This is a genomic window from Streptomyces sp. NPDC003691, assembly GCF_053981115.1.
This window is the reverse complement of record NZ_JBSFNQ010000097.1, coordinates 1-24,710: the sequence shown is the minus strand read 5'-3', so window position 1 is coordinate 24,710 and position 24,710 is coordinate 1. Positions and strand designations below refer to the sequence as shown.

General features: G+C 74.4%; 26 protein-coding genes and 2 pseudogenes. 16 read left to right on the top strand and 12 right to left on the bottom strand.

Going from position 1 to position 24,710, the window contains the following annotated elements:
• The first annotated feature begins 118 nt into the window (after positions 1-118).
• On the top strand, positions 119-1,063 hold the full coding sequence (locus ACWDR0_RS29875) for an aminoglycoside phosphotransferase family protein (protein ID WP_456354921.1): 945 nt from the start codon (positions 119-121) through the stop codon (positions 1,061-1,063).
• A 39-nt stretch (positions 1,064-1,102) separates the two neighbouring features.
• Here ACWDR0_RS29875 and ACWDR0_RS29870 read toward each other — a convergent pair whose 3' ends face one another.
• Positions 1,103-1,876, bottom strand: a complete 774-nt coding sequence (locus ACWDR0_RS29870) for a hypothetical protein (protein WP_456354920.1) — start codon at positions 1,874-1,876, stop codon at positions 1,103-1,105.
• Positions 1,877-2,219: 343 nt separating this feature from the next.
• Between ACWDR0_RS29870 and wecB the strand changes: the two genes are divergently transcribed.
• Together wecB and ACWDR0_RS29860 are read left to right on the top strand one after the other, a co-directional pair.
• Complete coding sequence (gene wecB / locus ACWDR0_RS29865; RefSeq protein WP_456354919.1) at positions 2,220-3,371, top strand: non-hydrolyzing UDP-N-acetylglucosamine 2-epimerase; 1,152 nt, start codon at positions 2,220-2,222, stop codon at positions 3,369-3,371.
• An 85-nt stretch (positions 3,372-3,456) separates the two neighbouring features.
• Positions 3,457-4,803 (top strand): glycosyltransferase family 2 protein, encoded by a 1,347-nt coding sequence (locus tag ACWDR0_RS29860; RefSeq protein WP_456354918.1) that lies wholly within the window; start codon positions 3,457-3,459, stop codon positions 4,801-4,803.
• Positions 4,804-4,882: 79 nt separating this feature from the next.
• On the opposite strand, the gene ACWDR0_RS29855 is transcribed toward ACWDR0_RS29860, so the two are convergent.
• Complete coding sequence (locus ACWDR0_RS29855) at positions 4,883-5,614, bottom strand: Type 1 glutamine amidotransferase-like domain-containing protein (protein ID WP_456354917.1); 732 nt, start codon at positions 5,612-5,614, stop codon at positions 4,883-4,885.
• Positions 5,615-5,694: 80 nt separating this feature from the next.
• Between ACWDR0_RS29855 and ACWDR0_RS29850 the strand changes: the two genes are divergently transcribed.
• Complete coding sequence (locus ACWDR0_RS29850) at positions 5,695-6,039, top strand: HGxxPAAW family protein (RefSeq protein ID WP_456354923.1); 345 nt, start codon at positions 5,695-5,697, stop codon at positions 6,037-6,039.
• Positions 6,040-6,155: 116 nt separating this feature from the next.
• On the opposite strand, the gene ACWDR0_RS29845 is transcribed toward ACWDR0_RS29850, so the two are convergent.
• The 3 genes and pseudogenes from ACWDR0_RS29845 to ACWDR0_RS29835 all read right to left on the bottom strand — a co-directional run bounded on the left by ACWDR0_RS29845 (position 6,156) and on the right by ACWDR0_RS29835 (position 8,729).
• Positions 6,156-7,124 (bottom strand): NAD(P)-dependent alcohol dehydrogenase, encoded by a 969-nt coding sequence (locus ACWDR0_RS29845; RefSeq protein WP_456354916.1) that lies wholly within the window; start codon positions 7,122-7,124, stop codon positions 6,156-6,158.
• A gap of 415 nt (positions 7,125-7,539) precedes the next feature.
• A pseudogene (locus ACWDR0_RS29840) lies at positions 7,540-7,956 on the bottom strand (TSUP family transporter); the annotation flags it as partial.
• Positions 7,957-8,117: 161 nt separating this feature from the next.
• Positions 8,118-8,729, bottom strand: coding sequence for a choice-of-anchor C family protein (locus ACWDR0_RS29835; protein WP_456354915.1), 612 nt, complete (start codon positions 8,727-8,729; stop codon positions 8,118-8,120).
• A gap of 369 nt (positions 8,730-9,098) precedes the next feature.
• Between ACWDR0_RS29835 and ACWDR0_RS29830 the strand changes: the two genes are divergently transcribed.
• Positions 9,099-10,115 (top strand): hypothetical protein, encoded by a 1,017-nt coding sequence (locus tag ACWDR0_RS29830; RefSeq protein ID WP_456354914.1) that lies wholly within the window; start codon positions 9,099-9,101, stop codon positions 10,113-10,115.
• A 69-nt stretch (positions 10,116-10,184) separates the two neighbouring features.
• Here the strand turns inward: ACWDR0_RS29830 and ACWDR0_RS29825 are convergent, their stop codons facing one another.
• Positions 10,185-10,721, bottom strand: coding sequence for a cupin domain-containing protein (locus tag ACWDR0_RS29825; protein ID WP_456354913.1), 537 nt, complete (start codon positions 10,719-10,721; stop codon positions 10,185-10,187).
• Between the two features lie 184 nt (positions 10,722-10,905).
• On the opposite strand from ACWDR0_RS29825, the gene ACWDR0_RS29820 reads away from it, so the two are divergent.
• Positions 10,906-11,319, top strand: coding sequence for a HEAT repeat domain-containing protein (locus tag ACWDR0_RS29820; protein ID WP_456354912.1), 414 nt, complete (start codon positions 10,906-10,908; stop codon positions 11,317-11,319).
• A 144-nt stretch (positions 11,320-11,463) separates the two neighbouring features.
• Here the strand turns inward: ACWDR0_RS29820 and ACWDR0_RS29815 are convergent, their stop codons facing one another.
• Positions 11,464-11,730: a hypothetical protein gene (locus ACWDR0_RS29815; protein ID WP_456354911.1), complete on the bottom strand. Its 267-nt coding sequence runs from the start codon at positions 11,728-11,730 to the stop codon at positions 11,464-11,466.
• A 390-nt stretch (positions 11,731-12,120) separates the two neighbouring features.
• Positions 12,121-12,732: a TetR/AcrR family transcriptional regulator gene (locus tag ACWDR0_RS29810; RefSeq protein ID WP_456354910.1), complete on the bottom strand. Its 612-nt coding sequence runs from the start codon at positions 12,730-12,732 to the stop codon at positions 12,121-12,123.
• Between the two features lie 82 nt (positions 12,733-12,814).
• Between ACWDR0_RS29810 and ACWDR0_RS29805 the strand changes: the two genes are divergently transcribed.
• The 3 genes from ACWDR0_RS29805 to ACWDR0_RS29795 all read left to right on the top strand — a co-directional run bounded on the left by ACWDR0_RS29805 (position 12,815) and on the right by ACWDR0_RS29795 (position 14,990).
• Positions 12,815-13,669 (top strand): alpha/beta fold hydrolase, encoded by an 855-nt coding sequence (locus ACWDR0_RS29805; protein WP_456354909.1) that lies wholly within the window; start codon positions 12,815-12,817, stop codon positions 13,667-13,669.
• A gap of 377 nt (positions 13,670-14,046) precedes the next feature.
• The gene (locus tag ACWDR0_RS29800) at positions 14,047-14,541 is read left to right on the top strand and encodes a MarR family winged helix-turn-helix transcriptional regulator (RefSeq protein ID WP_456354908.1); all 495 of its coding nucleotides are present in this window, start codon (positions 14,047-14,049) and stop codon (positions 14,539-14,541) included.
• A complete protein-coding gene (locus ACWDR0_RS29795; protein ID WP_456354907.1) occupies positions 14,538-14,990 on the top strand; it encodes a MarR family transcriptional regulator in 453 nt (150 codons plus the stop codon). Before ACWDR0_RS29800 ends, ACWDR0_RS29795 begins: the two co-directional genes overlap by 4 nt.
• Positions 14,991-15,096: 106 nt before the next feature.
• Here the strand turns inward: ACWDR0_RS29795 and ACWDR0_RS29790 are convergent, their stop codons facing one another.
• Complete coding sequence (locus ACWDR0_RS29790) at positions 15,097-16,476, bottom strand: MFS transporter (RefSeq protein ID WP_456354906.1); 1,380 nt, start codon at positions 16,474-16,476, stop codon at positions 15,097-15,099.
• A 71-nt stretch (positions 16,477-16,547) separates the two neighbouring features.
• On the opposite strand from ACWDR0_RS29790, the gene ACWDR0_RS29785 reads away from it, so the two are divergent.
• Entirely contained in the window at positions 16,548-17,537 is a 990-nt protein-coding gene (locus ACWDR0_RS29785; protein ID WP_456354905.1) for a GlxA family transcriptional regulator, read from the top strand.
• Between the two features lie 49 nt (positions 17,538-17,586).
• On the opposite strand, the gene ACWDR0_RS29780 is transcribed toward ACWDR0_RS29785, so the two are convergent.
• Together ACWDR0_RS29780 and ACWDR0_RS29775 are read right to left on the bottom strand one after the other, a co-directional pair.
• Entirely contained in the window at positions 17,587-17,883 is a 297-nt protein-coding gene (locus ACWDR0_RS29780; RefSeq protein WP_456354904.1) for an ArsR/SmtB family transcription factor, read from the bottom strand.
• Between the two features lie 230 nt (positions 17,884-18,113).
• Positions 18,114-18,245 (bottom strand): hypothetical protein, encoded by a 132-nt coding sequence (locus ACWDR0_RS29775; protein WP_456354903.1) that lies wholly within the window; start codon positions 18,243-18,245, stop codon positions 18,114-18,116.
• A 229-nt stretch (positions 18,246-18,474) separates the two neighbouring features.
• Here ACWDR0_RS29775 and ACWDR0_RS29770 point away from each other — a divergent pair, with 229 nt between their 5' ends.
• The 4 genes from ACWDR0_RS29770 (at position 18,475) to ACWDR0_RS29755 (ending at position 21,913) form a co-directional block, all read left to right on the top strand.
• Positions 18,475-19,002: an EF-hand domain-containing protein gene (locus ACWDR0_RS29770; protein WP_456354902.1), complete on the top strand. Its 528-nt coding sequence runs from the start codon at positions 18,475-18,477 to the stop codon at positions 19,000-19,002.
• 134 nt (positions 19,003-19,136) lie between these two features.
• Positions 19,137-19,820: a HEAT repeat domain-containing protein gene (locus ACWDR0_RS29765; RefSeq protein ID WP_456354901.1), complete on the top strand. Its 684-nt coding sequence runs from the start codon at positions 19,137-19,139 to the stop codon at positions 19,818-19,820.
• Positions 19,807-20,805 carry a MerR family transcriptional regulator gene (locus tag ACWDR0_RS29760; protein WP_456354900.1) on the top strand — a complete coding sequence of 333 codons (999 nt, stop codon included), beginning with the start codon at positions 19,807-19,809 and terminating at the stop codon, positions 20,803-20,805. The genes ACWDR0_RS29765 and ACWDR0_RS29760 overlap by 14 nt, the downstream gene beginning before the upstream one ends.
• Before the next feature lie 364 nt (positions 20,806-21,169).
• On the top strand, positions 21,170-21,913 hold the full coding sequence (locus ACWDR0_RS29755; protein WP_456354899.1) for a YqjF family protein: 744 nt from the start codon (positions 21,170-21,172) through the stop codon (positions 21,911-21,913).
• Here ACWDR0_RS29755 and ACWDR0_RS29750 read toward each other — a convergent pair.
• On the bottom strand, positions 21,846-22,751 hold the full coding sequence (locus tag ACWDR0_RS29750) for a class I SAM-dependent methyltransferase (protein ID WP_456354898.1): 906 nt from the start codon (positions 22,749-22,751) through the stop codon (positions 21,846-21,848). The two genes, ACWDR0_RS29755 and ACWDR0_RS29750, sit on opposite strands and share 68 nt — an antisense overlap.
• A 433-nt stretch (positions 22,752-23,184) precedes the next feature.
• Between ACWDR0_RS29750 and ACWDR0_RS29745 the strand changes: the two genes are divergently transcribed.
• Together ACWDR0_RS29745 and ACWDR0_RS29740 are read left to right on the top strand one after the other, a co-directional pair.
• Entirely contained in the window at positions 23,185-23,796 is a 612-nt protein-coding gene (locus ACWDR0_RS29745) for a TetR/AcrR family transcriptional regulator (RefSeq protein WP_456354922.1), read from the top strand.
• Between the two features lie 279 nt (positions 23,797-24,075).
• Positions 24,076-24,627: pseudogene (locus ACWDR0_RS29740) on the top strand (AMIN-like domain-containing (lipo)protein); the annotation flags it as partial.
• Between the last annotated feature and the right edge of the window lie 83 nt (positions 24,628-24,710).

Below are 24,710 nucleotides of genomic sequence, written 5' to 3'. Positions count from 1 at the left end.
CCCGACCCGACCCGGGTCGGGTCGGGTCGGGTCGGGTCGGTGACGTGGCAGGGGACGCCGGCGCGCCCGCGGGATATCCGCTGGACAGGCGGGGCGGGGCGGCGGAAAGATCATTTGCATGACGAGTCACGGCCCTCGTGCCGAACACGCCCTCACTCTTGCCGTCGAAGCCGGCCGGCGGCTGGGCCTGCGGCCCCTTCGGCCTCGTGTGCTGCACGACCTCTTCAGCGTTCTGGTGCACCTCGCGCCGGAGCCCGTCGTGGTCCGTGTTCCCGTGCTCGCGGTGGGGACGCCGGCCGAACTCGCCCGGAGACAGCGGCGGGAACTGGCCGTCGCGGGCTGGCTGTCCGATACCGGCGTGCCCGTGGTCGGTCCCAGTCCGCTGGTGCCCCGCGAACCGGTCGAGGCCGGCGGGACGTATCTGACGTTCTGGGAGTACGTCACCGAGACCGAGCCGATCAGTGAGCTGCTGGAGGGCGATCCGGAGGTCCTGGCGGGCCGCCTCGCCGAGCAGACCGGGTGGACGGCTGAGTTGCACACCGCGCTGGCCGGCTACCCCGGCGAGCTGCCCGTTCTGTCGCCCCTGGTCCCGGCGATCGGGAGGGCACTGTCCGGGCTGCGGAGCGCACCGCAGGGGCTCAGCCCCTCCGATCTGGACCGGGCCGAACGCGAGTACGCCGTCCTCGAAACGGTCGTCGCCGACTTCCCGGCCCGGTTCCCGCAGGCCACGCTTCAGCCGCTGCACGGCGACTCGCCCGCGTACAACCTGCTGCGCACGGCGGACGGTCACCGCTTCGCCGACTTCGAGGACGTGTCGCTGGGCCCGGTGGAGTGGGATCTCGCCTTCGCGGGGGCGGAGGGTGTGGACGCCTATGAGCGGGCCGGCGGGAGGCGTGTCGACCGTACGCTGCTGGAGTTCATGGAAGGGGCTCGCCTGCTTCAGGGGCTGTCGGCGCTGACCGTCGTCCCCGAGGTGCCCGAACTGGGGCCGATGCTGGCCCCCTCGATCGACCAGTGGCGAGCCCGCGGCCCGCTGGCGCTCCCCCGCGGCGCCGCTTCCTGACGGGTGCCGCGGCCGGCGTGCCGGAGCGGATGGTCCCGCTCAGGCCAGGACGTTCACGGCCCTGGCGACGACGAGTCCCAGGATCACGAGGGAGAGAACGGACTGCACGGTCATGAGGACCTTCGCCCAGGGAGCGAGCGGCATCACGTCGGTGGGGCTGAGCGCGGTGGAGTTGGTGAACCCGAGGTAGAAGTAGTCGATGTAGCGGGGGCGCCAGTGCGGGGCGTTCAGTTCGGGGCTGAGGTGCTGGGGGAAGGCGAGTGCCGGGGTGGCCGGCAGGTGATGGGCGCGGGCTGCCGGGCCGCCGCCGTCGAGTTCGAAGTACAGGAGCGAGAACGCGAGCACGGTGGAGAGCCAGACGCTGCCGCCCGCCAGCAGAAGGGCATCGGCGGAGTTGGTCTCGTTGCCGCCGTGGATGAGATCGTCGATCAGCCGGACCGTCGACCAGACGGCGCTGCCCGCGAGCACCACGACCAGGGCGACCGCCACCGAGCGCAGGACCGTGGACCGGCGGCTGATCCGGCCCGGGTCGCCGGAGACCAGGACCACCAGCAGAATTCCCTCGGCGACGGGCAGTGCCCATCGGGGGCCCAGGCGCAGGTCGTCCGGGAGCAGCAGGGTGAGTACGGCGCAGGCGGCGACCGCGGCCGCCATCGGCCAGCGGCTTTCGCTACGGGCGGCGGAGTCCGGCGCGTGCGCCCGCATGTTCCCGGGCGCTGCCCCGGGCCCGGGCTGCCGCGGGCCGCCGGAGGGGTCCGTACCCGACCCGACCGTGTCGGACGGGCCCGTACCGGAGGGGTCCGTACCGGTCATCGCGGCACCTCAGGCTCCGCTGCCGGGGAGGAGCCCGGCCCGCCGGGCGGTGCCGGTTGCCCTTGCTAGCGCATACATGAACGATCACATCCAGGAGAACGCCCAGAGGGTGACAAGCCGGGCCAGGGGCCACCGTAGACCGGGGGCAGGGGGGCCGGCGGCCGACACGCCCACCGGAGCCGTCGGCGGCGGGGCGGTGGCGGGTGGCAGGCGGTGGGGCTATGCAGATGAGCGCATGGCAATTCATGGCAAACCGGGCATTTATGAGAGATATCTATCAGATGCATCCCTCCAGGGCTTTGGATGCATTTCCCGAGAATCGTGCTTATTAGTGTTGTATGCCATGAGCACGCTCCCTCCCCGCACCGTCGCCGTCGTCCTGGGCACCCGTCCCGAGCTGGTCAAGCTCGCCGAGCTGATCAGACTGCTCGGCCCCGCCGCCCGAATCCTGCACACCGGTCAGCACTACGACCAGGAGCTGTCCGGCGGGTTCCTCGGCGAGCTGCGGGTGCCCGAGCCGGAGTTCCTGCCCGGTGTCGGGGGCCGGTCGCGGGCCGTGCAGGTCGGGGCCGCGCTCTCGGCGCTCGACGAGAACTTCGAGGCGGCGCCGCCGCTCGCCGTCGTCGTCCAGGGCGACACCAACGCGGCCCTGTCGGGCGCCCTGGCAGCCAATGCCCGGAACCTGCCCCTCCTCCATGTCGAGGCCGGGCTCCGCAGCCATGACCGCGCAATGCCCGAAGAGCACAACCGCGTCATGATCGACCGGATCGCGGACATCCTGTGCGCGCCGACCCCGGGGAACCGGAAACTGCTCCTCGCGGAGGGAATCCCGGACGAGAGGATCGCGGTCACCGGGAACACCGTCGTCGAAGCGGTCCGCGACCACCTTCCCCCGCCGCGTGAGCGCGCCGCCCTGCTGGCCGGGCACGGGCTGACCGCCGACGGCTACGTCCTGGCCACGGTGCACCGGCCCGAGAACACCGACGACGCGTCCGCCCTCGCCGCCGTCCTGGGTGAGCTCGCCCTGCTGGCCGAGGAGCTGCCCGTGGTGCTGCCGCTCCACCCCCGGACCCGCGCGCGGATCGCCGCGGCCGGTCTGGAGCACCTGCTGGCGTCGGTGACCGTACTGCCCCCGAGCGGGTACGGCACCTTCCTCGCCCTGGCCCGCCATGCCGCCGTCATCGTCTCCGACTCCGGGGGCGTACAGGAGGAGACCACCGTCCTCGGCCGCCCGCTGGTGGTCGTCCGCCGCTCCACCGAGCGCCCCGAGGCGCTCGCGGACTTCGCCGAGCTGACTCCGCCCGGACCGGGCATCACGGCCGCCGCCCGGCGGCGGCTCGCCGAGGGCGCCGGGGGTCTGCGCCGTCTGGCGTCGCTGCCCAGCCCCTACGGGGACGGCAGCGCGTCCCGCCGGATAGCCGATCTCGCGGTCCGCGCCGCCCGCTCCGGCGGAGACCGCACATCCGGCGCGGCCCGGGCAGCGGCACTCGTGTGACGCCCGCGGCAGCCGGCCCGTCCCGGGACGGCAGCCGGCCGCCGCAGACCCGCTCCACCGCCCCTGCCCCACCGGAGTATTTCCCGTGAGTACCAGCCAGCTCCTGTACGTCTTCCCTTTTCTCCTGCTCGCCTGCTTCTTCGTCTACTGGGCCGGATCCCGCACCGCGTACGCGCGGCGCACCCCCGCGCCCGAGGGCGACCCGGCCGCCTTCGACTGGCACTTCTTCGTCCCGTGCCGTGACGAGGAAGCCGTCATCGCCACCACCGTGACCCGGCTGCGCTCCGACTTCCCCGCGGCGTGCGTCTGGGTCGTCGACGACGCGAGCGACGATCTCACCGCCCCGATCGTGGCCCATCTCGCCGACCGGGACACGGGGGTGCGGCTGGTCTCCCGCCGCCGGCCCGACGCCCGGACCGGCAAGGGGGCCGCGCTCAACGCCGCCTACGCGGCGCTCGGCGCCGAACTCGCCGGGCTCCCGGACACCGACCGCAGCCGGGTGATCGTCTGTGTCGTCGACGCCGACGGCCAGCTCTCGCCCGACGCGCTCGACCGGGTCAGCGGCCCGGAAGGCTTCGCCGACCCGGGCACCGGCGGGGTGCAGATCGGCGTCCGGATGCGGAACGCCGACGACCCGCGTCCGCTCGCCCACCGGGGACGGCTCGCCAACGCCTACGCCCGGCTCCTGATCCGGATGCAGGACATGGAGTTCGCCACCTCCAATACCGGCATGCAGCTGCTGCGCCGCCGCACCGGTTCGGTCGGCCTCGGCGGCAACGGGCAGTTCACCCGGCTCACCGCGCTCGACCGGATCGCCGCCGCCGAAGGCGGCAGGCCCTGGCAGCACGACGCGCTGCTGGAGGACTACGAGCTGGGCCTCCAGATGCTTCTCACCGGCCACCGGGTCACCCATGTCCACGACACCTGGGTGACCCAGGAGGCGCTGCCGCACACCCGCCGCTTCCTCGCCCAGCGCACCCGCTGGGCCCAGGGCAACATCCAGTGCGTCCGTTACACGGGCCGTATCGTCGCCTCCCGGCACTACCGGCCCCCGGGTGTACTCGAAGCCCTCTACACGTTCTTCCAGCCGATCGCCCATCTGGTGACCCTGCTGCTGACGGTGCTGATGGCCGCCGCCCTCGCCGTCGGCGACCGCACGGCGCTCGCCGCCTGGCCACTCGCCCTCTCCCTCGCCGTCGCCTCCATCGTCCCGTTCCTTCTGTGGGGGCCGGTGTACCGGCGCGACTTCGCCCCGGACCACTCCCGGCTCAAGGGCCTGCTGTGGGGCCTGGCGCTCTGGCTGTACGCGTACCACCTGTTCATCGTCTGCGCCCGCGGCTGCCTCCGGCTCCTGCGGGGCCGTACCGGCTGGGCGAAGACCCGGCGGAACGCGGAGACGGCGGGCATCGGACCGGTGGCCACCGAGAGGTGACGGCCGCGCGCCCGGGGCGCCGCCGGGCGGACGGCGGCGCGCTCTCCGGCAGCCGCGGAACCGGTAACCCGCCCGGACGTCAGCGGCCCAGTACACGGGGTTCGATGCGCTCCTCGACCGCCCGGCCCCCGTCGTTCCCGACGAGGTAGGCGCCCTTGCCGGGGATCTCCGTCACGGCCTCCACCAACTCCGTTCCGCGGTACACCAGGCCGACGCCGTCGTCGGTGCAGTGGGCGGCCGGGAGAGTGCCGTCCGCGACGAGCCGGTGGATCAGCGGGCGCCGGCCTTCGTCCGAGTCGTAGTGCACGCCGTTGCCGTAGGGCAGGAATCCGAGGGCGTCGGTGACCGGGCGCAGTGCGGGACCGAAGGAGTCGGTCGCGCCGCCCCGGAACCAGCAGAGGGAGCCGGCGCTCACCCCACTGAGCACGACACCCGCCTGCCAGGCACGGCGCATGACGCGGTCCACGCCGTGCGCTCGCCACACCGCGAGCAGATTGACCACCGAGCCGCCCATGACCCAGACCACGTCGTGGTCGAGGACGGTGCCCTCGATATCGTCGACATTGGGCATGGGGAAGAGGTGCAGCGGCGTGAGGTCGAAGCCCGCGACGCGCGCCGCCTCGGTCATCCGGGCCGTGAAGTGCTCGGCGTCGCCGATGGCGGTGCCGGCATAGAGGATGCGGGGGCGCCGGCCGTGCGCACCGGACAGTTCGACGGCATGGTGCACGAGTGCGTCGAAGGACACCCTGGTCCGTCCGCCGGTCCGGTGTCCGCCGGATGTCGCCAGGATGGTCGGTTCCAACGTTGTCATGGCCGCGATCGTATCGACGGCGTCTTCCCCTCGCGCATAAGCTGAATCCTTCACTTGCCATGTCATCGTCAGGCCCGCGGATGCGAGGAGACGGATTCGTGAGTGGACACTACGACGAGGGGCACACCGTCGCTGGCTGGGCCGGATTCGCCCTGGCGACGGCCGGGTCGGGCGCCGTCGGCGCGGGCATCGCCGTCTGGTGGCCGGGAATCTGGCTGGGGCTCGTCGTCCTGGTGGCGGCCCCGCTGGTCACCTGGGGGCTGCACCTGGCCGGTTGGGGCAAGGCCCCCCTGCCGCGGCGCAGCCCCGAGCAGCGGCGGCTGACCGTCCGGGACACCGCCGCGCGCGACGGGCACCCCGACTGCTTCGGATGCCGGCTGGCTGGCCGTGACGGCGGCCGGGCCCCGGACGCGGGCGGGTCCTGACGGCCGTGCCGGTGGTGTGAGCGGGGGGTGTGCCTCGCCGCGGGGGTGCAGTCGCGGGCGGACGCTGGTCCCGGTGGGGTGACCGGGGCGGGCGGGGAACGGGGGTGCGGTGGTGGTCAGATGGTGATGACCAGCTTGCCCCGGGGGTGGCCCTGCCTCAGATGGCGGATGGCCTCGGGGGCCCGGGCGAGGGGGTAGGTGCGGTCGACGACCGGAGTGATCCGGTTGTTCTCGGCGAGGTCCTTCAGGGTCAGGAGGTCCTCGCGGCGGGTGAGGGAGACGAGGCTGCGGAGGTTCTGCCGGACGAAGGGTGAGAGCAGGACGGCCCGCAGCCCGCGGCTCATGCCGCCGAGGAAGGCGCTGCCGCCCTCACCGCCGACGATCACGAGGGCGCCGCGCGGCGCGAGGGCCCGCCGGAGGACGGACAGCGGCCGCAGTCCCGCGTTGTCGACGACGACGTCGTAGCGGTGCGGGCCGCCGGTGATGTCCTCGCGCGTGTAGTCGATGACATGGCCTGCTCCCAGGGACCGGACGAAGTCCGCGGCGGCGGGGCCGCAGACGCCGGTAACCTCGGCACCGTACCCGGCGGCGAGCTGGACGGCGTACGTGCCCACGCCGCCGGACGCGCCGATGACGAGGACCCGGTGGCCGGGCCGGGGTCGGGCCCTGCCGCCGAAGGCCTGGAGGGCGGTCACTCCGGACACGGGGAGGGCGGCGGCCTGTTCGAAGGTGAGGCCGGCGGGTTTGAGGGCGATCCGGTCGGCCCTGGCCCGCGCGTACTCGGCGAAGGACCCCTCGCAACTGCCGAACACCTCGTCACCGGGGCTGAAACCGGTCACCTTCGCCCCGACCTCGACGATCCGTCCGGCCCCGTCCCAGCCCCGGACGGGGTTCCCCGGCCTGCGCAGCCCGAGGGCGATCCGGGCCGCGTACGGCCTGCCCGTCATCAGGTGCCACACCTCGGGTCCGACACCGGCGGCCCGCATCTCGACGAGCACTTCGTCACCGCCCGGTACGGGGCGGTCGATCTCACGCAGGGCCAGGAGGTCCTCCGGGCCGTACGCGTCCTGCACGATCGCTTTCATGGCCGTCGCTCCCCTTCGCGGTCTCCGCGTCCCCGGCCGCGGTCCCGCGCCGGTTCCCCGGTTCCGAGCATCCCGGCGGATCGAACGTACGGCCACCTTCCCGGGCATGGTCCCGGGGCCCGCCGGGATGAACTTCCCTACGGCGGACGCTCTACCGGCCGTCCGTCCGGTGCCCCGGCCTGGGCGGGCCCGGCGCCCGGCCGCCGGGCGGACCGGCGGAGTGCGCGGGGCCGCGGGGGTGCCGGGCCGGAGTGCGGGGCCGGGGGCACCCGGACGCACCCCGTCGCTCACGGACGACACCGTAGACGCCGGACCGCCCCCTGGGGCAGGCGCATGCCGGAGACCGGGCCCGGCGGATCGTGCCCTGTTGTACCCGGTGCGGCCCGTACGCCGGGGTCCGCTTCGGTGCAGGGCCTCAGTTCAGGGCCCGGGCGGCGTAGAAGGCGCCGACGGCGGCGGCGAGCACGCCCAGGAGGAGCCGTAGCGCGGTCTCGGGCATACGGGGCTGGAGACGGGCTCCCCGGTAGCCGCCGATCAGACCGCCGACGCCGCAGGCCAGGCCCAGGTACCAGTCGGGGGCGATGTCCCCGTTGCCGGTGAGGGACAGCAGGGCGAAGGCGGTGGCGCCGACGACGGAGGTCGCGAAAGTGGCGGCGAGGGCGGCCGGAGCGACCCGGGCCACGGGCACTCCCCGGCCGACGAGGCCGGGCCCCAGAAGTGAGCCGCCGCCAATGCCGTAGATCCCGCCGACCACTCCCACGGTCGCGGCGAGGCCGGTGAGCGCGCGGGAGGAGGGTTCGGCGGGAGGGCGGCCGGGGGCGGGGCGGGCTGCAACAACGTGTTCACACAACAGGGCGCCGGCGGCGGGGGGTTGCCGCGACGGGTGTCATGGGGGCGGCGGTGCGGTGGTCGCGGGGGCGGCGGGCCCGGGAATCCCGTCCGGTCGGCTTTGTGCTCCGGGTGGGCCGGTGCGGAGACCCGGGCCGCCGGGTCTCAGCCCGCCGTGCAGGACGGGCAGGACGAGGACCGGGGTTCCACGCAGACGTCGTCGACGACGGGGCCGTTGGGCGCGGCCGGGCCGGTGGTGGAGGCGAAGGTGAGGGTCGTGGTGGCGGCGCGGGCGACGAATTCGAGCCGCCGGGTCACATATCCCATGGCGGTGTAGGTCTTGCCGGTGACGTCGAAGGAGAAGCGCTGGAGTTCCTGGCCGTCGACGAGGACGGTGCCCGTCTTCACGGCGGGGTCGGCGTCGGTGGGGTTGCCGGCCAGGGCGTAGGTGACGGTGTAGGCGGTGCCGGGGACCGTGGTGAAGGTCTGGCCGACGGCCCCGGTGCCGTTGAGGTCGACGGACTGGTCGCCCTCGGCGGCCTGCCAGGTGCCGGCGCCGATCAGGTCGACCGCGCCGGAGGCGACGGCCCACGGGCCGATGTCCTGCCCCGGGAAGTACGGGGTGAACAGGCCGGCGGGGGCCCTGGGGTATTCGAAGCTGCCGTCGTGGAAGCGGCCGGCGGGCGGTGCGGAGGCGGGCGCTCCGGACGAGACACCGGCACCGGCGAGGAGGAGGACCGCGGCCAGGGGCGCGGCGCAGGCGCGTAACGAGAACATGGGCTCTCCCCGGGAAGTGGACGCTGGGGGTGGGCTCGTGCCGTGCGGACGGAAGGCTCCGCCGCCGCGGGCCGGGCCCGGTGATCCAGGCTACGGCGGCCGTACCCCTCGGGTGCAGACGCCGGCGGCAGGCCCGGACCGCGCCTATGGGCACGGGGCGGCACACGGCGCCCGACCGCATCCGCCGGAGCCGCCCCCCGCGTCGTCCGCGGAAGTGCCGGAAGGTGCGTCCCGGTTGCGCCCGCCGTCCACGTGCATCGTCCGGTCGTCGGGACGGGCGGGGTGTTCCGCGGGCTCCGCGGCGTCCGGGGCCGGACGGTCGTATGAGACGGTGATCACTTCGGTCGGGGTGAGGCGGGAGGGGCGGGGATGCAGCGGAGAACACTGCTCAAGGCGGCGGTGTGGGGCGGGATTCCGGTCGCGGGCGGGGTGGCCGCGGTGCGGCCGGCGGCCGCCGCGACGAACTATCTGGTCGTGGTCGTGGAGCAGGCCGCGAACCAGATCCAGCGGTTCGGCAACGGTACGGCCGACTGGAACGGGCCGCCGGGCTGGTCCTGGAGCGCGCCGGCCTCGGAGAGCTGGAAGTATCTGACCGATGCCAGGCGCCGGCTCACCGCCGCCTGGGACGACGTCCTGGTGTGCTGCGCGGGCGGGACGCCGGGCACGGGCGGGCGGGCCGCCATGGTCCGCGAGAGCGACAAGGCGGTCGTCTGGACCGCGGTCGTGCCGGGCAACCCCCACGCGGTGGAGCGGATCGACGGACACGGGGCGATCGTCACCGCCTCCTCCCGGGCCCGCGTGACGGGTCCCTCGTACCAGGCGGGCGGCGGGATCAATGTCTTCGTGCCCGCCGCGCCCGGCGGGCTCCCTCCCACCTCGTACGCCGACAGCATCGGCACCGGCTTCCCCGGTGCACACGGCGTGCTCTGGGACGACGCCAACGAGCTGCTGCTCGCGATCGGCAGGTCCGAGCTGCGTGCGTACCGTCTCGTGACGGATTCCGGCGGCGTCATCACCGGCCTCGTACAGGTGGCTTCGCTCTCCTTCACCGGTACGGGTCACGATCTGCAGCCCGACTACGCGTCCGCCGACATCTTCTACACGGTGGGCGGTGACGCGGGCAATCCCGACCACGGCGTGTGGCGGACCCGCCCGGTGTACGACGCCGGTACCGGGGGGTGGAGTTTCGCCGCGCCGGTCCGGCTGTACGACTGGTACTTCACCAAGTCGTTCGGCCGGCTCCCCGACGGGACGGAGTTCTGGGTCGACGCGCCCTCCGCGGCGACGTGGTGGAGCGACACGGTCGGCTTCTCCGGGCGGGCGGACGCGGTCCGCGGTGGTGCCCGGTTCTACAAGGCCCGTTTCTGGTCCCACGTACTCGGCTGACGCTCCGCCCGCTGCCGGGGGGCCGGCTCCGGGAGGGGCGGACGCCGGGGAAGGCGTGTGTTCCGCGTTTCAGGGCGGGGGCGGGGAGCCCGCTCCCTGCCGGTCCGGCCCGGGAGCGGGGGCGCCGGGGGACGGTTCGGCGAGGGTGAAGTCGTCGTAGTCGAAGCCGGGTGCGACCACGCAGCTGACGAGGGCCTCCTGCCCCGTCCGGGGACGGGCGGCCTGCCAGCAGCCGGAGGGAACCAGGTACTGAGGGTGCTGGCCCTCCTCGATACCGGGGCCCAGGACGACCGTGGTCTCCCCGGCGGGATCGGGGCCGGAGCCGCCGAGGCGGAGGGTCAGCGGGCCGCCGCGGTGCCAGAGCCAGAGTTCGTCCGAACGGACCCGGTGCCAGCGGGATTCGTCGCCGGGCGCCAGGTAGTAGTAGATCCCGCTCGCCGCCGCCCGGGTGCCGCCGTAGCCGGGCGGCCGGAACAGGGTGCGGGGGCCGGTGCGCCAGGTCTCGCGGAACCAGCCGCCCTCCGGGTGGGGACGCAGACCGAGCAGGCGGACGGTGTCCGGGCGGTCGGGGCCGGTCGGGGGGCCGGGGGTGGCGGGATCGGTCACGAGGGTCTCCCGGTCGTCGGTGCCCGCCGAGCGTAGCGCCCCGGGCGGTGGACGGCGGGGTTGCGCGCCTCGGTTCGCGGGGCGCGTCCCGGGCCTCCTGGGGGCCTCCGTGGACTCGGGCAGGCGTGCGGGCGGCCTTACACCCGGGTTCGGTCTTCTCCGTGAGGCATGAGACCGTCAGGTCATGGCGGAGATAACGGGTGTTCCGGAGGCGGCCCTGGCCGGGGCGTCGGCTCCTTCGTGGCAGCGACGTGCTCGTGCCGGGTGTGAGCTGGCTTCCTTCGCCGGTGTTCCCGAGGCTGCGGAAACGCTGGTGAAACTGCTGCTGGACGCCGAGGACACCGCGGTGACCCGGCGGACCGCAGAGGCGCTGGCCCGGGTGGGAACGGTGGCCGCCGTCAGGCTCATCGCTCTCGCGGCCGCCGAAGCCGACGACAACCGGGCCGACTGGCTGGAGACCGGGGTGCATGACGCGCTCGCGGGACCGGGCCCTGTGCCGGACCTCGCTGCGGTCTGCGGGAAGCTCGCCCGGGACCCGGAGGATGCTGTCCGCCGGGGTGCGGCGGATATCTCCGCGTGGGTGGACGGCACACGGTAAGGACGGCGGTCCTCCTGCCGGAAGGCCGAAAACGCAGCGAGAGGAAGCGGGGCCGGCTCCCGCGCCGGCGGACGGGGGTTCCCGGATCCGGAGGGCGGCGGCGCGGGAGGCGGCGGACGGGGACGAACGTGCGGCGGTGCGGGGCTACTTCCAGCCGTGGAGCATGTACGGCGGGTAGGGGTCGCAGTAGAAGTCGGGGATCAGCCAGATGGCGACCAAGTGATTTCCGGTGGCGACACAGGCGCTGTACGACGGATGCGTTCCCATCGGGACCCATCCGGAGGCCGCGGCGGCCGCCCGGACCGACGGCGGGGTCGCGGTACCGGCCTCGGCGGCCGGGGCGGTCAGCAGCGCGGTGCCCGTCAGGGCCACCGCCGCACCGATGGTGGAGAGCTTTCTGGTCAAGGGCATGACGAAGCGCACTCCTCTGGTGTCTCGGGTCTTTCGTCGGGCGCTTCCGGGGCCGTTGCCCCGGTGGCGGGCCCGAGCATGGCGGCAGACGGGGCGCGGGGCAACGGGAAGTGCGTATTCCCGTTGCCCCGTTGCCCTCCCCCGTGGCCGGAGTGTTCGTCCGGTGGTGCGGGACGACTCCCGTGACCGGTGGTACGGCCGGTGCCGGGCCGGCGGGGACGGCGACCGGAGGCTGTGCCGCGGGAGCCGCGGCCCGGGGGCACCGTGCCGGGCATGGGAGGTGGGGGCGCGCGGGGCCGGATTCCGCGGCGAAGGGCGGTGGCAAGAGGGCCCGGGAGCCCGGGGCACCGGTGTCCTTCGCCGCTTGTTCACCGTCTGCGGCCCGGGGTCTCAGTGGCCGGTGAGGAGTCCTTCGAGGAGGCGGTCCAGGGCGGCGGTCATCTCCGCGCGGGTGGCCGCCGGGTCCTCGGAGTGGGCGACTTTGAGGGCCGCTTCATCGAGGGCACCGAGGAGGAGATGGGCCAGGGGCGCGGCGGGCCGGGCGTCGAGGGCGCCGGTTTCGGCAGCCCGTTCCAGAGTGGCCGTGATCAGGCCGAGGCCGTGTTCCTGGCCGATCTCGCGCCAGCGCGGCCAGCCCAGGACGCCGGGGGCGTCCAGGAGCAGGATGCGTTCCACATCCGGTTCGGCGAAGGCGTCGAGGAAGGCGCGGGCTCCTGCTCTCAGCGCCCCGACCGGGTCGGGGGCATCCGCCATGGCGTGGGTCGCGATGCGGTGGGTGACCTCGGCTTCGACGGCCTGGACCACGGCGTCGAACAGGTCGGTCTTGTCCCGGAACTGGTGGTAGAGCGCTCCCCTGGTGACACCCGCGGCGCGGACGATCTCCTCGGTGCCGACGCCCGCGTAGCCGTGCTCGGCGAACAGACGGCGGGCGGCGGTCACCAGTGCGGCCCGGGTGGCCTGTGAACGCCGGGCGTGCTTGGTGGTGTTGGCGGTGTCGCTCATCCGGCCCCCTTGAATTCCGTACAGCCTGTATGCATTCTACTTACGTACAGGCTGTATGTAAATTGGCCCGAGGGAGCCCGCCGTGCCGCAGACCGCTCTTGCCCAGGGAACCGTCCACTACCGCGAATCCGGCGAAGGCGAACCCGTCCTTCTGCTGCACGGCTACCTCATGGACGGGAGGATCTGGGAGCCGGTCACCGACCGGCTCGCCTCCCGGTTCCGGTGCATCACTCCCGATCTGCCACTGGGCTGCCATCGCACCCCCATGGAGCCGGACGCGGATCTCACCCTGCCGGGCCTCGCCCGGCTGGTCGCCGAACTGATCGACCGGCTGGGCCTTCACGGGGTGACCCTGGTCGGCAACGACCTCGGGACCGCCGTCGCCCAGCTGGTCGCGGCGGACCACCCCGGCTCGGTGGGCCGTCTGGTGCTGACCGGCGGCGAGTGCTTCGACAACTGCCCCTCGCCCTGGTTCCGGGCGCTGGTGCCCGCCGCGCGGGTGCCCGGCGGGCTGACCACGGCCTTCCGGGCGCTGCGGCTGCGGCCCCTTCGCCGGCTGCCGAACGCGTACGGCCTGCTGACCAAGGGCGGGCTGCCGCACGATCTCATCGACGACTGGGTCGGTGCCTACTTCGCGGACTCCGGTGTCCGCCGCGACTGCGCGAAGGTCACCCGCGGGCTCCGGCCCGCGGCCCTGCTCGGGGCCGCGGAGCGGCTGGCCGCCTTCGACGGGCCCGCGCTCGTCGCGTTCGCGCCGGAGGACCGCCACTTCCCCTTCGAGCACGCCCGGCGCCTGGCCGCCCTGATCCCCGGGGCCCGGCTGGAGGCCGTACCCGGCAGCCGGACCTGGGTGATGCGGGATCAGCCGGACCTCGTCGCCGACCTGATCGGGGAGTTCATCCGGTCCGCCGGAGCGGGGACCGCGGCCGGCGGGTGACGGGCCGCCGGAGCGGAGGGAGTCCGCTCCGGCCGGTGTCACGGGGCACCCCGGAGCGCGGGCGGGGGGCTGTTCGCGGCCGCGGAGCCGCGGGAGACCGGGGAGGAGCCGCGGCTCCCGCGACCGAGCGCCGCCTTCGCGGCCCGCACTTTCAACTGGAACTGATTCCCGGCCTGCTTGCCGGGGTGCCGCCGGGCGGGCGGTCCGGCATGACCCGGCCGCGGGGCGGCCGTTCGCCCGGCCCGCGCCTTCGCCCGTACCGCCGCTTCGGCGCTGCGCGGCCGCGGCAGTTACCGGCGGTGGCACCGCACCTCCGGCACACGCCCCCGCAGCGAATTTAGTAGCCATGGCTATAGTCGCCATGTACGCTATTCGGCATGAGCAACGCTTCTCCGGGCCCCACGCCCGGCTTCCTGGTCTGGCGGCTGGCCAACAAGTGGCGTACCGCGGTCGACCGTGCGGTGGCGCCGCTGGGGCTGACGCACGCTCAGTACGCGGTCGTCGCCTCCCTGTACGGGATGCAGCGGGCCGGGGAGCGGCCCAGTCAGCGGCGGCTCGCCGATCACACCGGGCTGGAAGCGCTGTACGTCTCCAAGCTGGCCCGTTCACTGGAGGCGGCCGGGCTGGTGGAGCGCGCCCGCGATCCGCGCGATCCGCGGGCCGTACAGCTCGCGCTCACCGAGCAGGGGCGGGACGTGACACGGCGGGCCGTCGCCGTGGTCCAGGAGCTGCTCGGGCAGTTGCTGGAGCCGCTGGGCGGTCCCGGCTCGCCGCGGACCGAGGTGTTCGCCGGTGAGCTGACGGCGCTGCTCGGCGTACCGCTCACTCCCCCCGTACCGCACCACGAGAGCATTCGAGGGAGCACTCCATGACCACCACCGCACCCGCCGCCGACGCCCGTGTCCTCGGGCTCGCCCACTACGCCGCCCGCGGAGTCCTGGAACAGGTCCTGGCCCGGCACGGAATGACGTTTCTGCAGCAGATGGTCCTGCGTACCGCGGTCACCGCCGAAGCCGCGGGCGAGTCCACGGCCGTGGACTCTCTCGTGACCCGGGTACAGGGCTTCCTCAAGGCCGGTCCGGCGGACGTACGCGCCGCCGTCGGCGAACTCCTGGCCCGGCGGCTGCTCGCCGCGGACGGCCCGCACGCCGTCCCGACCGACAAGGGCCGTGAGCTGCTCGCCGCCGCGGGCGCCGAGGTCGCCCCGTACAGCGCCCGTATCTGGGGCGGGATCCCCGCCGGGGACCTGGCCGCCGCGGGGCGCGTCCTGGCTCTGGTGACCGAGCGCGCCAATGCCGAACTCCGGGCGCTGGGCGGCTGACCGCGCCGGGAGCCCGTCCCCCGGTTCACGGGGGTGGGGTCCCGTCGTCGGGCATGCGCGGATTCCACGGCCCGCGCTCCCGGGCCCGGGAGCGCGGGCGCGTCCGTCAGATACGGGCGGGTGCACCCGGCTCCCCGTCCGGGGCACACGGCTCGCGGTCCGGAGCGTCCGGGTCTGCCTTCCGGTCCGAAGCCTCCGGCGCGGCCCCGGCGCCGTACGTGCGGGAGGCCCGTCCCAGACCGCGGACGGCGGGTGTCGCGAGCAGTGCGGCGCAGCCGGCCAGGCAGACGCCCGCCGAGACCAGCAGCAGCCGGTCCGGGGCGGCCGCGGCGGTGGCCGGGCCGGCCAGGATCTGGCCGAGGGCGATCCCGGAGACCGAGCCGGCCAGTTCGTAGGCGGTGACCCGGTTGAGCACTTCGGGCGGGGTGTGGGTCTGCACGCTGGTCGCCCACATCACCGACCAGAAAGCGAGGGCGGCGCCGCCGAGTGCGTGGCCGGCCAGCAGCAGCGGGAGTCCGGCGCCCAGTGCCACGGAGAGCGGCAGGGCGGTGTACAGGAGCATGGCCACGGCGCCCGCGGCCAGTGGCCGGGCGGGGCGCAGGCGGAGTGCGAGCAGACCGCCGAGTACGGTGCCGGCGCCGAGGAAGGAGACCGCGAGGCCGTAGGCGTTCGGGCCGAGCCGGGCGCCGATCAGGGCGGAGCCGAAGGGTACCAGGGGTCCGAAGACCAGAATGCCGTAGCCCATCCAGACCAGGATGACCGACCACATCCAGGTACGGGCGCGGAACTCCCGCCAGCCCTGGCGCAGTTCGCGGCGGAGGGTTCCGCCGCACGCCGGGGTGCCGGAGCGGGTGGGGGCGACGCGGACGAGGGCCAGGAACAGGGCGCTGATCAGGAAGGTGCCGGCGTCGACCGCGTAGACGATACCGGCGCTGGTGAAGGTGATCAGAAGGCCCGCGGCGGCCGGGCCGAGGAGGTGGGCCACGGCATCCGCGACCTTGAGCACGGCATTGGCGCGCTGGGGTTCGCGGGCGACGAGCGGGACCATCCCGTTGACTCCGGGCAGGAACATGGCGACGGCCGCGCCGGCCAGCGCCGCCATGGTCACCAGCAGCCAGAACGGCGGCGCTCCGGTGAAGAAGGCCGCGGCCAGGACGCCTTGGGTGACAACCCGGACGAGGTCCGCGCCGATCATCATGCGGCGGGCGCCGAAGCGGTCCGCGAACACCCCGCCGAAGAGGACGAGGAGAACGAAGGTCCCGGTCCAGACGCCGAGGACGAGGCCGACGCCGGAGACCCCGTAGAGTGCGCCGACCGCGAGGGCGGTGGCCACGGGCATCATCGCGTCGCCGAAGAGGGAGACGGCACGGGCGATGAAATAGAAGGTGAAGCGCCGGTTCCACAAGGCGGGACGGGCCGGCGGGCCGGATTCCGGCGGACGGCCGGGACCGGTGGTGCGGGGGTTCTGTGTCTGTGCGGTGGTCACAGAGCCGATGCTGGACCGCGCGGGCCGGTGAACCCAGTGTCCTGAACGACATGATGAGGTACTTTCGGGCCATGACGCTTGGTTCGCCGCCGGAACTGCCCGGACTTCACCGGGTCGTGGCCCTGCTGCAGCCTCCGCAGCCGTCCTTCGCGCTGGCCTGCGCGGCCGAGGTGTTCGCCGATCACGGCCCGGCGGTTCCCGCCCGTTACGCGTTCGAGGTCTGCACCGAGCGTCCGGGGCCAGTGCGCACCGGGGCCGGTTACGACATGCTCGTCACGGCGGGCCTGGAGGCGCTGGAGCGGGCGGACACCGTGCTGGTGCCCGGCTGGCACCAGGAGTCCGGCGGCGAGGTGCCGCGGGCGGTGGTCGAGGCGGTCCGCGCGGCGCACCGGCGGGGCGCCAGGGTCGTCGGTATCTGTGCGGGTGCCTTCGTGCTGGCCGCGGCCGGGCTGCTGGACGGGCGCCGGGCCGCCACGCACTGGGCCCGGGCCGCCGAGCTGGCCGTCAGGTTTCCGCGGGTGCAGGTCGATTCCGCGGTGCTCTACGTGGATCACGGCGATGTCGCGACCAGTGCCGGGTCGGCGGCCGGTGTGGACGTCTGCCTGCACCTGGTGCGCTCCGATCACGGGGCCGCGTACGCGATGCGGATCGCGCGGCAGATGGTGATGCCGCCGCACCGCGAGGGCTGCCAGCTGCAGTACGCGGAGCTGCCCACCTCGGGGCCGGTAGCGGATTCGCTGGCCCCGCTGCTGGAGTGGGTGGCCGGTCGGCTGGACCGGCCGGTGAGCGTCGCCGAGATGGCGATCCGCTCGCAGGTCTCGCCCCGCACCCTGACCCGGCGCTTCACGGAGCAGCTCGGCATCAGTCCGGGGCGGTGGCTGATGGACCGGCGGATCGCCGCGACCCGGGCACTGCTGGAGGAAACGGATCTGCCGGTGGAGACGATAGCGCGGCGGGTCGGGCTGTCCTCGGCGGTCAATCTGCGCCGGCGTTTCCACGAGGCGGTACGGACCACACCGGCGGCCTACCGGCGCGCCTTCCGGGCCGAGCGGGCCGGGTAGGGACCGCGGCGCGGCAAGGACGCCGCCGCCGGGAGCCGGGAGCCGGGGCTCAGCGGCCGTTCTCGGCGAGTACGGCCGCGAGGAGGCCCGGGAAGCGGGTATCGAGATCGGTGCGGCGCAGGGTCATCAGCCGGGCTTTTCCGTCCCGGCGGGTCCGGGTGACACCCGCCTCGCGCAGGATCCGCCAGTGGTTGGAGAGGGTCGACCGGGGCACGTCCAGGCCGTCGGGGCTGCAGGCGCACTCCCCCTGGCCGGCCATCCGGCGGACCAGGTCGAGCCGTACGGGATCGCCCAAAGCGTGCAGTACGGCGGCCAGTCCGGCATCGGTGCGGTCGGGGTGCTCCATCGGTTCTCCCTGTCCTGACCCGGGCGTCCGGGCTAGTATGCCGATCACTTCGATATTTCGATAAAGTCGAAATGATCTGGGAGACGACTGTGTCCGTGCTCGCCACCCTCGCCCGTGTCTACGTCGACGACCTCGATACGGCGCTGCCCACCTTCGAGGAACTCACCGGGGAGCGGCCGCGGCTCCGGTTCGCCTACAGCGGCCTGGAACTCGCCGCCGTCGGGGGGTACTTACTGCTGGCCGGTACGGAGCAGGACCTCGCCCCGTACCGCGGTACCCACGCCACCGTGATCGTCGATTCCCTCGGCCCGGTCCTGCGGATCGTCGGGGAGCACGGCGGAACGGTCGTCGACGGACCTCATGACGTGCCCACCGGGCGCAATCTGACGGTGCGGCACCCCGGTGGCGCGACCGTCGAGTACGTGGAGTTCCACGCGGCCGCGCGATCTCTCCTGGACGCGGCGGCCCCGGCCGGCCCGGGAGGGGAGCCGGGATGCGGGCGGCCCGGAACCACCCGAACGGCCAGTATCGGCCGCCGCCGGGCGGGGGTAGAGAGCGAGGGAACGGGTACGGCGGACGGAAGGGTGTCTTGTGCAGGAGAACCGCGCGAAGGAAATGGTCTTCGCCGTCCTCGACACGGACCGGGACGGAGTGATCTCCCGGGACGACTACTTCACCAGGATCGACCGGGTGACCGCGGCGACGGGGCGCCGTGAGACGGATCCGCTGGTAGCGCTCGCCCGGGAGACCGGCGAGCGGGCCTGGTCGCTGATGGACGCGGACGGCGACGGCCTGATCACACGGGACGAGTACGTGGCATGGGCCGGGGTCGACGTGTTCGACGGGACCTGTTCCGCGGCACTGGGCGCGCTGTTCGACCTGGCCGACGGGGACGGCGACGGCGCGGTGAGCCGGGCGGAGTTCGTCGTGCTCCGTACCGCACTGGGCAGTTCCGCCGTGAGCGCCGGGGCCGCCTTCGACGCCCTCGACACCGACCACGACGGACGCGTCGGGCGGGACGAGTACCTGTCGGCCATCCGCGCGCACCTCGCCGGGGAGCAGTCGCCGGCCGGGGCGCTCTACCTCGGGGCGGGCGACCCGGCGACCGCCGGCGCCTGACCCCGGGACGGTCCGGCGGTATCCGGCCGGCGGGCCGCCCCGGGGCCGCGGCTGCCGCCGTGACCGGGGCCGGGGCTCCCGGTTGACCCTGACACGATGGCAGGGTCTTTCCTGGGAGCCAGGAGGTGGTCCCGGTGACCCTGACGGAAGAGAACACGGCCCGTATGCTGCGGGGGCTGGAGCACGACAACCCGTCGGTACGGCTGCGGACGGTCATGGCGGTCGGCACGAATCCCGACGTACGGTTCGTCGAACAGCTCGTCGGACGGTGTGCGACGGAACCCGACTTCTCGGTACGCGAGGCGCTGACCTGGGCACTGACCCGCCATCCGGCGTCGGTGACGGTTCCGCTGCTCGTCGGCGAGCTGGACGCGGAGCCGGCGCAGGCACGGAGTCAGGCGCTCCATACCCTGTCGAAGATCGGGGACCCGCGGGCCTGGCCGGCCATCGGCGAGACGCATCTGACCGACGGCGACGACGAGGTGGCGCGGAGCGCCTGGCGGGCCGCCGCGATCCTCGTTCCGGAGGGCGAGGAACCCGCGCTGGCCGCGGTGCTGGCGACACAGCTCGGCCGCGGCGGGCATACGGTGCGGCTGAGCCTGAGCCGGGCGCTCATCGCGCTCGGTGAGGCGGCCGTGCCCGTACTGCACGGGGTGGCGCGGAACACCGAGGACGGGGTGCGGGAGCATGCGATCGCCACCGAGCGGCTGATGCGCGACCCGGAGGCCGGGTTCGCCTTCGCCGTCGAGGAGGCGAAGCGGGTGGTGGCCCTGGGGCCGGACGGACAGGAAGGGCGGGGCGGCGGTGCTGATCGGTGAGGTGGCGCGGCGGTCCGGGGTGAGTGTCCGGATGCTGCGCCACTACGAGTCGCTGGGGCTGGTCCGGCCGTCGGACCGGACCGGGGGCGGATACCGGGTGTACTCCGCCGAGGACATCCGGCGGATCTTCCACATCGAGAGCCTGCGTTCGCTCGGGCTGTCGCTGCGCGAGGCGGGGCGGGCGCTGGACGACCCGGGCTTCGAACCCTCGGCACTCGTGACGGAGCTCGAACACCGGACCCGGGAGCGCATCGCGCAGGAGACGGAACTCCTCGGCAGGCTGCGGATGATCGGGGCCGCGGAGCCCGCGGGCTGGGAGGAGGCCCTCCGGCTCGTCGCCCTGCTCCGGGGCCTGGGGTCGGAGAGCGCCGGGCGGCGCCAGCAGGCGGCCCTGTCAGCCGCCGAAGAGGTCCCGGTGGAGGCGCTGGCGGAGGCGGTGCTCGGCGAATCCGACCCGGTCGTGGCGGGGGCGCTGCGGTGGGCCCTGGCCCATTCCGGCGGCGACGCCACGGCACTGCTGGCACGGGGGGTCGGCTCGGCACGGGCAGAGGTCCGGGAACGCGCCGTACGGGCGCTCGCGGACGTCCCGGGCGACGAGGCGACCGCTCTGCTGCGCGACGCCCTGGCACATGCCGACACCGTGGTCCGGGCCCGGGCGGCCCTGGCGCTCGGCGCACGCGGAGCGGCCGAGGTGGTCCCCGCGCTCATCGGCATGGTCGCCGACGGGGTCAACGACACCGACGCGGCCGACGCTCTCGGCGCGCTGGCGGGCGATCCCGCGACGGCGGAGCGGATCGCCGCCGGATTCGCCGGCCGTCTTGCCGCGGGCTCCTGCGAGGCGCCCGCGCGCCGCAGGCTGGCGCAGGCGCTCGCGGACGTACCCGGCGGAACTGCCGCGCGCGTCCTGGCCGGTCTGGCGGGGGACGAGGACCGCGGCACCGCGCTGACCGCGGCATACGTCCTCCGGATCCGCGCGGAGGGGTGACCGTCGTATCCGGACGGACCGTCGTATCCGGGTGGAGGGGGACCGTCCCGGGCCGCGGTCCGACGTCCAGGACGGCCCCGTCATGCGGCGGGGCTCCCGCGCGCCGCAGGTCGGCACAGGCGCTCGCGTACGTCCCCTCGCGGAGGGGTGACCGTCCCGCGGGCGTGATCCGACGTCCGGGGCGGCCGCCCGTCACTCGGCGCACCGGCCGGACCGCTCCTCAAGTCCCGGCCGTCCCGGGAACGTTCCGCCGGGGCGGCGCGCCCGTACGGCATGGGCGGCAGGCGCTGCCGGGCCGCCGGGCCGTGGCGGGCGGCGGGCCCCGGGGGCGGGTGCCGGAACCGGGGTCTGCCATCCTGGCGCCGTGCCCGAACCAGCGCCCGTCACACCCGACGCCCCGTACGCGATATCGGCCCCGCTGCTCACCCAGTACTGGCTGGACCTGTGCTTCGTGCACTGGGCGGTGCCGCCGGAGGCCGTGGCGCCGCTCCTGCCCGGGGGCACGGTCCCCGATACGCACGACGGGGTCGCCCATGTCGGGCTCGTGGCCTTCCGGATGCACCGCGTGGGCTGGCTGGGGCTGCCCGGGGTGCCCTATCTGGGGTCCTTCCCGGAGACCAACGTCCGTCTGTACTCCGTAGACGGCAGCGGGCGGCGCGGGGTCGTCTTCCGCTCCATGGACGCCTCCCGGCTGCTGCCGGTACTCATCGGGCGGGCCGGGTTCCGGCTCCCCTACCTCTGGTCCGGGATGCGGGTGCGGACCGCGGGCGACACCGTGACGTACACGAGTTCCCGCCGCTGGCCGGGGCCGCGGGGCGCGGGCTGCCGGCTCACGGTGCGCCGGGGCGAGCGGGTGGCGGAGCCCACGGAGCTGGAGCACTTCCTGACCGCGCGGTGGGGCATGCACAACACGTTCTTCGGCTCGGCGTCCTATCTGCCCAACGACCATCCCCGCTGGCCGCTGTTCCGCGCGGAACTCCTCGACTACGAGGAGAACCTCGTCGCCGCCGCCGGGCTGCCCGCGCCGACGGAGGCGCCGGTCAGTGTGCTCTGGTCGCCGGGGGTGCCGGTGAAACTGGGCGGTCCGCTGCGGCCGCCCGGCCGCTGACGGCCGGGACCGGGACACCGGTCCCGGGGGACGCCGCCACCCGGGCCAGCAGCAGCAGATAGGGGGCGTCGAAGACCAGGTCCCCGGCCGCGGAGCGGTTGTGGAGGGCGAAGAGGGCGGCGAGGTCCGCACGGGCGTGCTGCCAGCGACGGGCGGCCTCCAGGTCGGCGCGGTGGCGGCGCAGGGGGCCGGGCTTGTTCTCGAACACGGAGACCGCGTGGGACAGCGACGGGTAGCGCACGCGGACGTGTTCCACCCGGGTGTCGACGGTGACGGGGAGTCCGGCGAACCAGCGGCGGACCCTGACCGGGTCGCCCCAGTCCGTGGGCGAGGGGGTGCCGTCCGGTTCGGTGTGCAGATGGCGCCGTACGGTGGGGGCGATCCGGCCCATGACCCCGCCGGGGGTCCAGGAGGCGAGCGCGATCAGCCCGCCGTTGCGGGTGACCCGGACCAGTTCGGCGGCGGCGCGCGCCGGTTCGGGGGCGAACATCACGCCGAAGGTGGAGAGGACGAGGTCGAAGGCGCCCGGCCGGAAGGGCAGCGCCAGGGCGTCCCCGGCGGTGAACCGGACCGTGCCCGGGAAGGGGCCGAGTGCGGCGGCCCGCCCGGCCGCCGTGCGCAGCAGCCCCGGTTCCAGGTCGACGCCGACCGTATGGGCGCCGACCCGGGCGGCGGCGAGGGCGGCGGGGCCCGAGCCGGTGCCCACGTCGAGGACCCGGGGCGCGGCCGGCGCGGGTCCCAGGGCGGCCAGGGCCGTCGCGGTGACATCGTCGGCGGCATGGGCCCAGGCGTCGCCGGCCGCGGTGTAGTCGCCTCCGTGCCAGGCGTTGTTCCTCATCGGACGGTTCCTCCCGTAGGGCGGCAGCGGTCTGATTCCGGGTCCGGACGGCTCCGCCCTCCGGCAGCCGGGCGGGGGCCGGGGCCTCCGTGGCGCGGTGGACGCCCGGGGCGACGGCGCCGGCGGGCACCGTGCGGGCGGTCCGCGGGGTGACGGGCCCGTGGTGCCGCCCCGTCGTCGCCGGATACGGGGCGTACCGGGCACGGCGAAAGAGCGTCGCAGGTCCACCGGGGCGCGCCGGTCCCGGTCCGGCCCGCGGGGCGGGCGGGCGGCGAACCACGTGTCCGGTGCCGCCGGTACGGCAGTGCCGAGGGCACCCGGGCCGGGGACGCGTCCGGGCGGACCCGCCCCCGCAGTTTCACTGTAGTCATACTCCAGTGAAATACACTGTAGTGTCACTACAGTCAAACTCCGGGAGGCCGGAACCGTGCCCATGACCCGTGCCGAGAAGGCCCTCCGAACCCGGCGGCGGATGCTCGACGCCGCCTTCCGTCTGCTCACCGAGCGCGGCTGGGCCCGGACCACGGTCGAGGACATCGCGAAGACCGCGGAAGTCGGGGTGCAGACGGTGTACTTCACCTTCGGCACCAAGCGCGCGCTGCTGAAAGAGGTCCTGGACGTCGCCATAGCGGGTGACACCGACCCGGTGGCCACCCTCGACCGGTCCTGGGCCAACGATGTCCTCGCCGAGCCGGATCCCGCGGCCCAGCTGGCCCTTCAGGCGGCGGGCGCCCGGCGCATCCTGGAGCGGGCGGCCCCGGTGCTGGAGGTCGTCCGCACGGCGGCCTCCGCCGATCCGGAACTGGCCGAGTTGTGGCGTACGAACACCGCGCAGCGGCACACCGTCCAGACCCGGTTCGCCGAGGCGCTGGCGGCGAAGACGGGCGGCCTGCGGAACGGGTACGACACGGAGGCGGCCGCGGACATCGCCATGACCGTCCTCGGCCCGGAGACGTACGAGCTGCTGGTGGCCCGGCGGGGCTGGAGCCCGGAGCGCTGGGAGCGCTGGGCGACGGACGCGCTCGTCCGGCAGCTGCTGCCCTGAGGGGCCGCTCCCGCGGCCCCGCGCGAGGCCCGTCCACCGGGTTCCGAGGGGCCGGTGGGGCGCCCGGGGCGCCTCCGGACACTGTTCGGCGCGGGCCAGAACCGGGCGGGCCCCCGGTGTCGTCCCCGGGGGAAACGGGTCGGAACCACCCGGGTGCGGGAGGGGTCGTGATCGGGCCGCCGGGTTCCCGCCTCACCGTCCCGCTTCCGCGGTCCGTCCGGACCGTGTGTCCGCCGGCGCGTCCGCCGACCGCCGGCCGCACCTCCCTGGAGGCATGTCATGAGAACCGTCGGAAAGGCCGCCACCGCCCTGGCGCTGGCCGGTGTCACCCTCGTGGGGTCGGCCGGGGCCGCCTGGGCCTCGTGCGGCCAGGTGGACCACTCCGTCACGGCCGCGGCGGCCGTCTGCTCCACGCCGTGGGGCAGTGGCACCGAGACATCGGCCGAGATGGTCTCCGAGCCGCTGACGAACATCCGCACCGGGCAGCACGACTGCTACGACCGCGTGGTCTTCGACATTCCGGGTGCCGCGGGGGCCGGGTATGACGTCGGCTATGTCAGCGCCTTCTACCAGGACGGCACCGGCCAGCGGATCCCCGTCACCGGCGGCGCCGTCCTGCAGATCTTCGTCAACGCGCCCAGCTACAACATCCACACCGGCGCCGTCGTCTACCCGGGCCGGCCGGGACAGCCCCTGCCGGGTGTGAACCTCACCGGGTACCGGACGTTCAAGGACACCAAGTACGGGTCGAGTTACGAGGGACGGACCCAGGTCGCGGTGGGAGTCCGCGCCCGGCTGCCGTTCCGCGTGCTCCAGTACGGCGACCGGGTCGACGGTGTACCGGGTGGTGCAGGAGGCCCTGACGAATACGGTCCGCCACGCGGACGCGCGCACGGCCGCCGTGGAACTGTCCG

Bases quoted from the DNA above. Each gene is read 5' to 3' on its own strand.
- ACWDR0_RS29875 (WP_456354921.1), top strand. From the start codon at position 119: ATGACGAGTCACGGCCCTCGTGCCGAACACGCCCTCACTCTTGCCGTC.
- ACWDR0_RS29870 (WP_456354920.1), bottom strand. From the start codon at position 1,876: ATGACCGGTACGGACCCCTCCGGTACGGGCCCGTCCGACACGGTCGGG.
- wecB (WP_456354919.1), top strand. From the start codon at position 2,220: ATGAGCACGCTCCCTCCCCGCACCGTCGCCGTCGTCCTGGGCACCCGT.
- ACWDR0_RS29855 (WP_456354917.1), bottom strand. From the start codon at position 5,614: ATGACAACGTTGGAACCGACCATCCTGGCGACATCCGGCGGACACCGG.
- ACWDR0_RS29850 (WP_456354923.1), top strand. From the start codon at position 5,695: ATGCGAGGAGACGGATTCGTGAGTGGACACTACGACGAGGGGCACACC.
- ACWDR0_RS29845 (WP_456354916.1), bottom strand. From the start codon at position 7,124: ATGAAAGCGATCGTGCAGGACGCGTACGGCCCGGAGGACCTCCTGGCC.
- ACWDR0_RS29835 (WP_456354915.1), bottom strand. From the start codon at position 8,729: ATGTTCTCGTTACGCGCCTGCGCCGCGCCCCTGGCCGCGGTCCTCCTC.
- ACWDR0_RS29830 (WP_456354914.1), top strand. From the start codon at position 9,099: ATGCAGCGGAGAACACTGCTCAAGGCGGCGGTGTGGGGCGGGATTCCG.
- ACWDR0_RS29820 (WP_456354912.1), top strand. From the start codon at position 10,906: ATGGCGGAGATAACGGGTGTTCCGGAGGCGGCCCTGGCCGGGGCGTCG.
- ACWDR0_RS29815 (WP_456354911.1), bottom strand. From the start codon at position 11,730: ATGCCCTTGACCAGAAAGCTCTCCACCATCGGTGCGGCGGTGGCCCTG.
- ACWDR0_RS29810 (WP_456354910.1), bottom strand. From the start codon at position 12,732: ATGAGCGACACCGCCAACACCACCAAGCACGCCCGGCGTTCACAGGCC.
- ACWDR0_RS29800 (WP_456354908.1), top strand. From the start codon at position 14,047: ATGAGCAACGCTTCTCCGGGCCCCACGCCCGGCTTCCTGGTCTGGCGG.
- ACWDR0_RS29795 (WP_456354907.1), top strand. From the start codon at position 14,538: ATGACCACCACCGCACCCGCCGCCGACGCCCGTGTCCTCGGGCTCGCC.
- ACWDR0_RS29785 (WP_456354905.1), top strand. From the start codon at position 16,548: ATGACGCTTGGTTCGCCGCCGGAACTGCCCGGACTTCACCGGGTCGTG.
- ACWDR0_RS29780 (WP_456354904.1), bottom strand. From the start codon at position 17,883: ATGGAGCACCCCGACCGCACCGATGCCGGACTGGCCGCCGTACTGCAC.
- ACWDR0_RS29775 (WP_456354903.1), bottom strand. From the start codon at position 18,245: ATGAGGTCCGTCGACGACCGTTCCGCCGTGCTCCCCGACGATCCGCAG.
- ACWDR0_RS29750 (WP_456354898.1), bottom strand. From the start codon at position 22,751: ATGAGGAACAACGCCTGGCACGGAGGCGACTACACCGCGGCCGGCGAC.
- ACWDR0_RS29745 (WP_456354922.1), top strand. From the start codon at position 23,185: ATGACCCGTGCCGAGAAGGCCCTCCGAACCCGGCGGCGGATGCTCGAC.